A 10,746-nucleotide genomic window follows, 5' to 3' on the forward strand; every position below is an offset into this window, starting at 1 on the left:
GCGCCGGGTGCGTTCGGCACGAGGCCCCGGGCACCCCCGCGGCCCCCGTGCCGAACGCACCCGGCGCCCTGCTCCAGGACCGTCTCGCCGGCTGGGTCTCCGACCTCACCACCCTCCACGAACTCACCGAACGCCTCGCCCGCACCGCCGCGTTGTCCGACGCGCTCCAGGAACTCCTGCGCGCCGGCGCCGCCCTGGTGGGAGCCCGGCGCGGACTCGTCGTCCTCGAACCGGACGACCGTCTCGGCCCCGACACCACCATCGGTCTCGGACTCGCCCGCGCCGACCTCGGACACATCGAGACCGTGCCGCGCAGCGCGATGTCGTACGGCCGCATCCTCGAAGGGCTGCCGGGCGGCGACGGCGAGATCGCCCAGCCCGACCTGCTCGCCGAGGACGGCCTCGACCCGCGTCACCGCGAGGTGGCCGCCCGCCTCGGCTACGCGGCCTGCTACGCGCTCCCCCTGTCCACCGCCGGCGCCGGCCGTGTGGCTCTACGACGAACCCGCCGAACCGTCCGAGCGCCGGCGCCACCTCGTCGGCCTGTACGTCCGCCACGCCACCGAGCACCTGGCCCGGCTCGTCGAGGTGGAGCGCACGCGCGCGTGCATGGCGACGATGGCCGAGGAGCTGCTGCCGTCCCGGCTCCCCCGCGTCGCCGGCGTCCGGCTCGCCGTCCGGCACCGCACCGGCCCGCGCGGGGGCGGCGACTGGTACGACGCGCTGCCGCTGCCGGACGCGGCCCTGGGCCTCGCTGTCGGTTCGGTCACCGGCAGCGGCCCGAGCGCGGTCGCCGCGATGGGGCGCCTGAGAGCCTCCCTGAGGGCGTACGCCGTGATGGAGGGCGAGGACCCGGTCGCGGTCCTGTCCGACCTGGAGCTGCTGCTCCGGCTGACCGAGCCGGCCCGCTCCGCCACCGCCCTGTTCGCCTACTGCGAGCCCGCGCTGCGCAAGCTCACGCTGGCCGGTGCCGGGCACTGCCCGCCGCTGCTGATCGGCGAGCGGCGCACCGAGTACGTGGAGACGTCCGTGTCCGCGCCGCTCGGCATGCTGGCCTGCTGGGAGGCGCCGAGCGTGGAGCTGTGCGCGGAGCCCGGAGAGACGGTTCTGCTGTACACCGACGGGCTGCTGCACCGCACCGGCGACCCCACCGACCGCGCCTTCGCGCGCCTGCACGCGGCGGCGGCCGGCGTACCGAGGGCGCTGCGCGGTGACCCCGACGCCGTCGCCGACCACGTGCTGCGGACCGTGCTGCCGGACGGACTGGACGAGGCGGACTCCGAGGAGGACGTGGTCCTGCTCGCGGCTCACTTCGAGTAGCGGTCGGTAACAGGTGCTGCGGGCCTGGGCCCCCTTCGGTACGACCGTACGATGGACGGGGTCCAGTGCCGTTTCGTAGGAGGATGACCGTGGCCGAAGAACTCACCCCGGCGACCCCGGAAGATGAGTCCGAAGAGCCGATCAAGAAGCGGAAGAACGGCCTGTACCCGGGCGTCTCCGACGAGCTGGCCGAGAACATGAAGTCCGGCTGGGCCGACACCGAGCTGCACGACCTGGAGCCGATCGCGCAGGCCGCCGAGACCGCGGCCCGCCGCGCGGCGCTCTCCGCGCGCTTCCCCGGCGAGCGGCTGGTGGTCCCCGCGGGCAACCTGAAGACCCGCTCCAACGACACCGAGTACCCCTTCCGGGCCTCCGTGGAGTACGCCTACCTCACGGGCAACCAGACCGAGGACGGCGTCCTCGTCCTGGAGCCCGCCCCGGACGGCCACACCGCCACGCTGTACCTGCTGCCGCGCTCCGACCGCGAGAACGGCGAGTTCTGGCTGTCGGGCCAGGGCGAGCTGTGGGTCGGGCGGCGGCACTCGCTGACCGAGGCCTCGACGCTGTACGGCCTGCCCGTCTCCGACGTGCGCGAGCTCGCCGGCATCCTGCGCGAGGCCACCGGCCCGGTGCGGGTCGTGCGCGGCTACGACGCCGGCATCGAGGCCGCGCTGACCGACAAGGTCACCGCCGAGCGGGACGAGGAGCTGCGGGTCTTCCTGTCCGAGGCACGCCTCGTCAAGGACGACTTCGAGATCGGTGAGCTCCAGAAGGCCGTCGACTCCACGGTCCGCGGCTTCGAGGACGTGGTGAAGGTCCTCGACAGGGCCGAGGCCACCTCCGAGCGCTACATCGAGGGCACGTTCTTCCTCCGCGCGCGCGTGGAGGGCAACGACGTCGGCTACGGCACGATCGCCGCCGCGGGACCGCACGCGTGCACGCTGCACTGGGTGCGGAACGACGGTGCGGTCCGGTCGGGTGAGCTGCTGCTCCTCGACGCCGGCGTCGAGACGCACACGTACTACACCGCCGACGTGACGCGGACGCTGCCGGTCAACGGCCGGTTCAGCGAGATCCAGAAGAAGATCTACGACGCCGTGTACGACGCCCAGGAGGCCGGGATCGCGGCCGTGCAGCCGGGGGCCAAGTACCGGGACTTCCACGACGCGGCCCAGCGGGTGCTGGCCGAGCGGCTCGTGGAGTGGGGTCTGGTCGAGGGGCCGGTGGAGCGGGTGCTGGAGCTGGGTCTCCAGCGGCGCTGGACGCTGCACGGCACCGGCCACATGCTCGGCATGGACGTCCACGACTGCGCCGCCGCGCGGGTCGAGTCGTACGTGGACGGGGTCCTGGAGGCGGGGATGGTGCTGACCGTCGAGCCCGGTCTGTACTTCCAGGCCGACGATCTGACGGTGCCCGAGGAGTACCGGGGCATCGGGGTGCGGATCGAGGACGACATCCTGGTGACGGCCGAGGGGAACCGGAACCTGTCGTCCGGTCTGCCCCGGCGGTCCGACGAGGTCGAGGCGTGGATGGCGGGTCTGAAGGGTTGAGTTTCGGGCGCGGGTGCGTTGTGGCTGGTCGCGCAGTTCCCCGCGCCCCTGAGTGGGTGCAGTGGACCTGCATCTAGAGGTCATCGCCGGTGAAGGGCGTCGTGTCGGGCTGGAACGGGCCCTGCGCGACGCCATCCGCGTCGGACGGCTGGCTCCCGGGGCCCGGTTGCCCGCCACCCGACGGCTCGCCGAGGAACTGGGGGTTTCCCGGGGGACCGTCAGGGCCGCCTATGACCAGTTGATCGCCGAGGGTTTCCTCACCGCTCGGCAGGGGGCCGGTACCGAGGTCGCGTCTCTGCCGCCTCCCGGTACCGCACCCGTGAAGTCCGCTGCACGCGTGCGGGTGCCCGTGCACGATCTGCGGCCCGGCGCGCCGGACGTCGGCACCTTTCCCGCCGACGCCTGGGCCAGGGCCGTGCGGCGGGCCGTCGCCACCGCGCCGGTTACCGCGTACGACTACGGCGATCCCCTGGGCCGGATCGAGCTGCGGGCCGCCCTCTCCGAATATCTCGGGCGGGCCCGCGGGGTGGTCGCGCCCGCGGAGCGGATCGTCGTGACGTCCGGGGCCGTGCAGGGGCTCGCGCTGCTCACGCGGGTGCTGGAGGGCGAGGCGGTCGCCATGGAGGACCCGGGGCTGCCCTTCCACCGCGAGGTCGTACGGCGGGCCGGCGGGCGGGTGGTGCCGGTGCGGGTCGACGGACTGGGGGTCGAGGTCGACGACCTGCGGGACCCCGCGGCCGTCGTCGTCACGCCCGCCCACCAGTACCCGACCGGCGTGACACTGCACCCCTCGCGGCGGCGGGCACTGGCCGACTGGGCACGCACGCGTGGAGCGCTGATCGTCGAGGACGACTACGACGGCGAGTTCCGGTACGACCGGCAGCCCGTCGGAGCACTCCAGGGGATGGCGCCGGGGCATGTCGTCTACCTCGGGACGGCGTCCAAGACGCTCGGCCCCGCGCTCCGGCTCGGCTGGATGGTGCTGCCGCCGCACCTCGTCGGGCCCGTCGCCGACGCCAAGCTGCACAGCGACCACAGCACCGAGGCGATCGGGCAGCTCGCGCTCGCCGAGCTGATCCGCGACCACGCCTACGACCGTCACGTGCGCGCGTGCCGGCTCCGGTACCGGCGGCGCAGGGACCGGCTCGTGGAGCGGCTGGGGCCGCGGTGGCGGGTCCAGGGGATCGCGGCCGGGCTGCACGCGCTGGTCGAGGTCGGGGACGAGACGGCGGTGCTGGCAAGGGCCGCGGCCGAGGGACTCGCGGTGGGGTCGCTCCGGGAGCACTGGCACGCGTCCGGGTCTCGCGAGGGGCTGGTCGTGGGGTACGGGACGCCTCGCGAGGGCGCGTATCCCGGGGCGCTGGACGCCCTGGTCCGGGTCCTGGAACTGGGCCACTCACCACGGTGACTATTGGGCCTCCCCGGCGGCCCACCGCGCTTCTAGCGTTGTTCCCATGACGAACTCACTCGTCCCGCCCGCGGGCCCGCAACGCGTCCTGGCTCTCGCCCAGTTGAGCAACTCCGTCGGGGACGGCGCCTATTACGTGACGTCGGCCCTCTACTTCACGCACGTCGTCGGCCTCGACCCGGCCCGCGTGGGGCTCGGGCTGACCGTCGGGTGGGCGGTCGGATCGGTGGTGGGAGTACCGCTCGGGCGGCTCGCGGACCGGCGCGGGGCGCGCGGTACGGCGGTGCTGCTGGCGCTGGCGACGGGGCTGGCGGTGGCGTCCTTCCTGGTGGTGCGGAACTTCGTGCCGTTCGTCCTGGCGGCCTGCGCCTACGCCTCCGCGCAGTCGGGGCTGGCGGCGGCCCGGCAGGCGCTGCTCGCGGGGCTGGTGTCCGCCGGCGAGCGGACCGGACTGCTGGCCCACCTCCAGGCGACGCTGAACGCCGGGCTGGCGGTCGGGGCGGGGCTGGGCGGCCTCGCGCTGCACGCCGGGACACGGGCCGCGTACCTCGGGGTGTTCGCGGTGGACGCGGTGAGCTTCGTGGTGTGCGCGGGGCTGTTGCTGCGGCTGCCTCCGGTGGCCCCCCGCCCGGCCGTGGACCGGCGCCGCACCTCCGGGGTGCTGCACGACCGGCCGTACGCCGTGCTCACCCTGCTGAACACCGTCCTGCTGCTGCGGATGCCCCTGCTGAGCCTGGGCATCCCGCTGTGGATCGCCGAGCGGACCGCGGCTCCGGCCTGGCTGGTCTCCGCGCTGTTCGTGCTCAACACCGGGGCCGTGATGGTGTTCCAGGTGCGGATGGCCCGCGGGGTGACGGGACCGGCGTCGGCCTTGCGCGCGGTGCGGCGGTCGGGGTGGGTCATGCTGGCGGCCTGCGCGGTGTTCGCCCTGTCGGCGGGGGCCTCGCCGTGGGTGGCCGTGGGGGCGCTGGTCGTCGGGGCGGTGCTCCAGGTGGCGGCCGAGATGGGGCAGTCCGCCGGGTCCTGGCAGCTCTCCTTCGATCTGGCCCCGGCCGACCGGGTCGGCGAGTACCAGGGGTTCTTCGGGACCGGGGTGACGGTGGCCCGAACCCTGGGGCCGCTGGTGCTGACGACACTGCTGGTGGAGTGGGGCACGCCGGGATGGCTGCTGCTCGGCGCGGCGACCCTCGTGGCGTCGTACGCGATGGGCCCGGCGACGAGGTGGGCGACGGGCCGGGCCGCGGAGACGGGCGCCCCACGGAGGAAGGTCGGGACGCCCGTGCTCGTGGACTAGGCGATGTCAGGCCGCCCTCGGGGCAGCCGTCACCGGGAGCGCGTCCAGGAACAGGGCCCCCGCGAGCAGTCCCGCGCTGCCACGGGGGCTCCACGCGCGTGTGCGGAGGTCGGCGTCGAGGGCGTGCAGGGCCGCGCGGCCCGCGGCCGTCGCCGTACCGCCCGCGTCCAGGACCTCGCGGGCACCCGCCTGGACGTGACGGAGTCCCAGGGGGCCGGCCATGTGGAGGAGTTCGGTGTCCTGGAGGGTGGACATCACGGTGAGCAGGGCGTCCAGGCGGGCCTCGGCCTCGTCGGCGCCCGCGCCGCGGGACCCGGCCAGGGCGTCCAACGCCCGCCGCACGTGCGGGAAGCCGGCCCGCGCCTCGCCCCGGGCGCCCGCCGCGCCGTACTTCGCGGAGACCGAGGAGCCCCGGGAGGGCCGGCGCGGAGCCTTCCTGTCGCGGTGCGCGGCGATCTTCTTCGCGGTCGCGGTCACGTCCCCGGGCCGCGCCCCCGGGTCGAGGGCGGTCGCGGCGACCAGCAGACCGAGGGTCCACAGGGCACCGCGGTGACCGCCGCCGGCCAGGGCCACCGAGTGCTCGGTGCACCGGCCGATCGCGCCCAGCTCCGCCCGCAGCCCGGGGCTGGGCTCGCCGGTGCGCCGGGCGGCCGCCGCCATCGCCGCGAGGCCGGGCGCGAGTGCCTTGGCCGACCAGCGCAGGGAGCAGTGGTCCCGGTGGTCCCGGCGCGTGGCACGGGCCCCGAGGTCACGCGGGTCGGGCAGGCCCGGCTTGGGAGCCAGGGCGAGCTGACCGGTCAGCGCGTCCACGGCGGCCAGCGCCAGCGCCTCGTCCTCGCGGCTGCTCATGGCCGTACCTACGAGGACGCCGAGGACGCCGAGGACGACGAGGACGCCGCCGACGACGAGGGCGTGGCGGCCGGGGGACTGGCGCTGCCGGACGGGGCGCCGCTCGGGGGCGTGCCGCCACCGCCGCCGCCCGCGCCCGTGCTCTCGGCGTCCGGGTCGATCGCGAGGGTCAGGGAGCCCCTGTAGCCCTTGGACGGGTCGGCCTTGTGGACGGCCTGGAGGGTGAGCAGGCCGCTGGAGGTGCCGCCGCCGTCGTAGACCATGTCGTTGTCGAGGGTGGTGTAGCTGCCGGAGTGCCGGGAGTAGGGCTCCAGGGCGAAGACGGCCTCGGCGACCGTGTCGTCGAAGAAGAGCTGGCCGGTGTGGTTGACCTTGCCGCCCTCGTAGGTGCCGTCCTCCTTGCTGCCGCCCGTGTGCACCTTCACGTGGATGTGGCAGGTGCGCGGGGTGTACCAGCCCGGGAAGATCGTCTCGAACTTCACGACCCCGTTGGCGTTGGCGATCTGGTAGCCGCGCAGGTAGGTGCTGTCGTTCGCGGTGGAGCCGTCCTCGCTCTCCGCGGGTGCGGAGCCGCCGGGGTTGGCGGTGGTGTAAGCGGAGTAGTAGCCCCAGGCGTCGCAGTGCCAGATCTCCACGGCCGCGCCCTTGACCGGGGTGCAGCCGTCGGTGGCGTCCACGACGGTCAGCCGCAGCGACAGCGGGACCCCGCTCTTGCCCTCGGTGATGTCCTTCCTGACCAGGGCGCCGTCGAGGTAGTACGGGCCTTCGGTGACGCTCGACATGAGCGTCATGCACGCCCCGGTGCCGGTCGCCGAGGCGGAGGCCGTCGCCTCGGTGGTGTCGGTGGTGCCGGCGAACGCCGACCGGTGGCCCGCGACTGCGAGGCCGCCCGCCGCGACCGTTCCGCCCGTCACCGCGAGGGCGCGGCGCCGGGTGATGGTGGAGTTCCTGTGGTTTCCCGTCATGGCGAGGAAGGTAGGAACCCTGGCCGTCAGGACCTTGGCAGGACGCTGTGCGCGGGCTGAGAGGCCGGGGAGGCCGACTCCGCGGTACCGCGGTTCACACCGCCATCAGCGGTGCGTCCTCGCGCCACTTGAGGATCTTGTCGAAGCTCACCACGGCCCCGCTGCCCGGCTTGTTGCCGATCTGGACGTGGTCGGCGAGTTCGTGGATGAGACAGAGCCCGCGGCCGCTCTCCGCCTCCACGGGGGTGGGGCGGGGGCGCACCGGCGAGAACCCCGGGCCGGAGTCGGTGACCTCGATACGGCACTTCTCGCCGTCGAGGTAGGCGGTGACCCGGTAGGCCTCGGTGGCGTCCTGCGGCCCGCTCTCCCCGCCGTGCTCCACGGCGTTGGCACAGGCCTCGCTCAGGGCCAGGGAGAGGTCGTAGGAGACGTCCGGGTCCACGCCCGCGGTCTCCATGGTGCCGAGCAGCAGACGCCGGGCGAGCGGAACGCTCGCAGCCTCGCGCCGCAGATGGAGTGACCACCAGATGCTCATGCTCCAGCCTCCTGGCCGCGGCTCGACATACCGTTACGTATTGCCGCCCGTGCCCGTGTGTAAGCACATCGTTGACGTGATGCCCCCCATATGGGCGATGCGTCGGCGGCAACGGGCGGTGTATGTGGGGCACTCCGCACCAGAAGTGACCTTCCGGTCGTACCCCCCGTACGTCATCTTGTGGACCTGCCGTATGGCGCTCATGGGCCCAGTGCGATGATGAGCCCGCCATGACTGCCCCCCACGCGCGTTCCGGAGGGGATCTCCGGGTTCTGCGGGCCGCGGTGTTCGCCGCGGTCTGCGTCGTGCTGGCCGCGGCCGGCCACTCGATCGCCTCCTGCGCCACGGTTCCGCTGTGGACGCTCGGCGCGGGGTTCGCCGGGGTCGGGCTCGTCGTGGCACCGCTGGCCGGCCGCGCGCGCTCACTGCCGGGGATCGCGACACTGCTCGCGGTCGGACAGACCGTGCTGCACGTCCTGTTCGGCCTCGGACAGCACGGCACGACGATGGCGTCGATGCCCTCGGCTCAGCCGGCGTCCGACACCGCGCTGGTCCAGCAGGCCGCGCGGCTGCTGTGCGGGACCACCGCCGCGGCGATCAGCCCGGCACAGGCGCAGAAGATCCTCACCGACGCCCGGATGTACCCGGGCACCCCGGATGCCGCGCACCACGCGACGCAGGTCATGCCCGGGTCCTCCGTGCTGCCGTCCCTGCCCATGGTCCTCGGGCACGTCCTCGCCGCGGTCGCCGCGGGCTGGCTGCTGCGGCGCGGAGACCTGGCGCTGCTGCGGCTCGCCGAACTGTCCACGTGCTCGGCGCACGCGGTCGCGGAAGGGGCGCTCGTACGGTCCCTGCGCGGGGCGCTCGCGCTGGTGCGTGCCCTGGGCGCGGGGCTGCCGGGGGTTCCCGAGGCCGGACCGCGCGCCCCGCTGGCGGCGTCACTCGCGCCGCCCCGACCGCGGACCGCGGCCCTCCAGCACACGGTGATCAGGCGCGGTCCGCCGGCCTCCCCCGCACTCGTTCTCGCCGCCTGACGCGACGCGACCACCACTCCACTTCCCGAGGGAGACGGAAAAGGGGCCGCCGTCGTGCGGCACGCGCGTGTGCGCACGCGCATCCCTCTTCCCAGGAATCCCTTCCGAAGCGGAGTGCTCTTTTCATGAAGGCTTCTCGTCTCGCCGCCACCGGTGCCGTCGCCGCCACCGCCGTCAGTGCCGTCGTCGTCCTGTCCTCACCCGCCTTCGCGCACGTCAGCGTGCAGGCCGAGGGCACCGCGGCCAAGGGCGGTTACGCGGTCGTGGACTTCAAGGTCCCCAACGAGCGCGACAATGCCTCCACCACCAAGCTCGAGGTCAGCTTCCCGGCCGACCACCCGCTGGCCTCGGTCATGCCGGAGCCGATGCCGGGCTGGAAGATCGAGGTCACCAAGTCCAAGCTCGCCAAGCCCCTCGAACTGCACGGCGAGCAGATCACCGAGGCCGTCTCCAAGGTCACCTGGACCGCCGCCGGCAAGGACGGCGGCATCCAGCCCGGCTACTTCGAGAAGTTCCCGGTCTCCGTCGGCGCCCTGCCCGAGGACGCCGACGAACTGGTCTTCAAGGCGATCCAGACGTACTCCAACAAGGAGGTCGTGCGCTGGATCGAGGTCCAGGAGGACGGGGCGGAGGAGCCCGAGACGCCGGCCCCCGTCCTCGCCCTGTCCGCGGCCTCCGAGGACGGCCACCACGGCTCGACGAGCGCCGAGGACGCGGACGACAAGACCGAGAACGCCGCCGCGACCACCGAGGCCGCCGACGGTGACAGCAGCGACACCACGGCCCGTGTCCTCGGCGTGGTCGGCATCGTGATCGGCGCCCTGGGCGTGGCCTACGGCGTGCTCGCCGGCCGCCGGCGCGGCGACGCCTGACCTGTTCCGCGGGACCCGCGCCGGGGCCGTACAGCCCCGGCGCGCACCAAAATTCTTACATCTGGGACATTCTGATATGCGCAAGAAGACGTTCGCCGCGGCCGCGCTGGTCGCCGCCGCCACCCTGACCCTCTCCGCCTGCGGCAGCGGTGACGACAGCGGCAGCTCGCCCGTCTCGGTGGTCTCGGAGGAGGCCGGCTCGGACAAGGCCGCCACCGTCCTCGACCAGCCGTTCGAGAAGCCCGACCTGGTCCTCACCGACACCAAGGGCCAGAAGTACGACCTCCGCAAGGAGACGAAGGGCAAGCCGACACTGGTCTACTTCGGCTACACCCACTGCCCCGACATCTGCCCGCTGACGATGAACAACATCGCCGTCGCGAAGAAGCAGCTCCCCAAGGCCGAGCAGGACCGACTGGCCGTCGTGTTCGTCACCACCGACCCGGCCCGCGACACCCCGGCCGAACTCGGCAAGTGGCTCAAGGGCATCGACACCCGGTTCGTGGGCCTGACCGGCGACTTCGCCACCATCCAGGCGAGCGCCCGCACCCTGGGCATCTCCATCGAGCCGACCCACAAGGACAAGAAGACCGGCAAGACCGTCTCGGTGCACGGCACCCAGGTCGTCGCCTTCTCCCCGAAGACCGACCAGGGGTACGTCCTCTACGGCGAGGACGCCACCGTCGACGACTACACCAAGGACCTGCCCAAGATCATCAAGGGGCAGACCCCGTGACCCGCGCGTCCACCGGGCTCGCCGTCCTGACGGGAGCGACCCTGCTGCTGGCCGGCTGTTCGGACTCCGGCGGCTCCCCGGCCCGCCTCACCGTCTCCGGCGCCTACATACCGCAGCCCGTCTCCGCCGACATGGCCGCCGGGTTCCTGACCGTCTCCAACTCCGGCTCGTCCGCGGACGAGC

At 73.6% G+C, this 10,746-nt stretch carries 9 protein-coding genes and 2 pseudogenes; 8 read left to right on the forward strand and 3 right to left on the reverse strand.

Annotation, left to right across the window (positions count from 1 at the left end):
• The first annotated feature begins 47 nt into the window (after positions 1-47).
• The 4 genes and pseudogenes from AOJ26_RS01600 (at position 48) to AOJ26_RS01615 (ending at position 5,572) form a co-directional block, all read left to right on the forward strand.
• Positions 48-1,320 (forward strand): annotated as a pseudogene (locus tag AOJ26_RS01600) (PP2C family protein-serine/threonine phosphatase).
• Between the two features lie 89 nt (positions 1,321-1,409).
• A complete protein-coding gene (locus tag AOJ26_RS01605; RefSeq protein ID WP_086723708.1) occupies positions 1,410-2,870 on the forward strand; it encodes an aminopeptidase P family protein in 1,461 nt (486 codons plus the stop codon).
• 61 nt (positions 2,871-2,931) lie between these two features.
• Positions 2,932-4,278 carry a PLP-dependent aminotransferase family protein gene (locus AOJ26_RS01610; RefSeq protein ID WP_053846326.1) on the forward strand — a complete coding sequence of 449 codons (1,347 nt, stop codon included), beginning with the start codon at positions 2,932-2,934 and terminating at the stop codon, positions 4,276-4,278.
• 46 nt (positions 4,279-4,324) lie between these two features.
• Positions 4,325-5,572 (forward strand): MFS transporter, encoded by a 1,248-nt coding sequence (locus AOJ26_RS01615; protein WP_053846327.1) that lies wholly within the window; start codon positions 4,325-4,327, stop codon positions 5,570-5,572.
• A gap of 6 nt (positions 5,573-5,578) precedes the next feature.
• Here the strand turns inward: AOJ26_RS01615 and AOJ26_RS01620 are convergent, their stop codons facing one another.
• From AOJ26_RS01620 to AOJ26_RS01630, 3 genes are all read right to left on the reverse strand, one after another.
• Positions 5,579-6,421: a triphosphoribosyl-dephospho-CoA synthase gene (locus tag AOJ26_RS01620; protein ID WP_053846328.1), complete on the reverse strand. Its 843-nt coding sequence runs from the start codon at positions 6,419-6,421 to the stop codon at positions 5,579-5,581.
• A gap of 8 nt (positions 6,422-6,429) precedes the next feature.
• Complete coding sequence (locus tag AOJ26_RS01625) at positions 6,430-7,386, reverse strand: intradiol ring-cleavage dioxygenase (protein WP_053846329.1); 957 nt, start codon at positions 7,384-7,386, stop codon at positions 6,430-6,432.
• Positions 7,387-7,480: 94 nt separating this feature from the next.
• Entirely contained in the window at positions 7,481-7,921 is a 441-nt protein-coding gene (locus tag AOJ26_RS01630) for an ATP-binding protein (RefSeq protein WP_053846330.1), read from the reverse strand.
• Between the two features lie 230 nt (positions 7,922-8,151).
• Here AOJ26_RS01630 and AOJ26_RS01635 point away from each other — a divergent pair, with 230 nt between their 5' ends.
• From AOJ26_RS01635 to AOJ26_RS01650, 4 genes and pseudogenes are all read left to right on the forward strand, one after another.
• The gene (locus AOJ26_RS01635) at positions 8,152-8,955 is read left to right on the forward strand and encodes a hypothetical protein (protein ID WP_053846331.1); all 804 of its coding nucleotides are present in this window, start codon (positions 8,152-8,154) and stop codon (positions 8,953-8,955) included.
• A gap of 125 nt (positions 8,956-9,080) precedes the next feature.
• Entirely contained in the window at positions 9,081-9,827 is a 747-nt protein-coding gene (locus AOJ26_RS01640) for a YcnI family protein (protein ID WP_053846332.1), read from the forward strand.
• Between the two features lie 76 nt (positions 9,828-9,903).
• On the forward strand, positions 9,904-10,563 hold the full coding sequence (locus AOJ26_RS01645; RefSeq protein ID WP_053846333.1) for an SCO family protein: 660 nt from the start codon (positions 9,904-9,906) through the stop codon (positions 10,561-10,563).
• A pseudogene (locus AOJ26_RS01650) lies at positions 10,560-10,746 on the forward strand (hypothetical protein); the annotation flags it as partial. The gene AOJ26_RS01645 and the pseudogene AOJ26_RS01650, both read left to right, overlap by 4 nt.

This window comes from Streptomyces sp. NRRL B-24085 (assembly GCF_001282115.1).
In the GTDB taxonomy this organism is placed as follows: Bacteria; Actinomycetota; Actinomycetes; order Streptomycetales; family Streptomycetaceae; genus Streptomyces.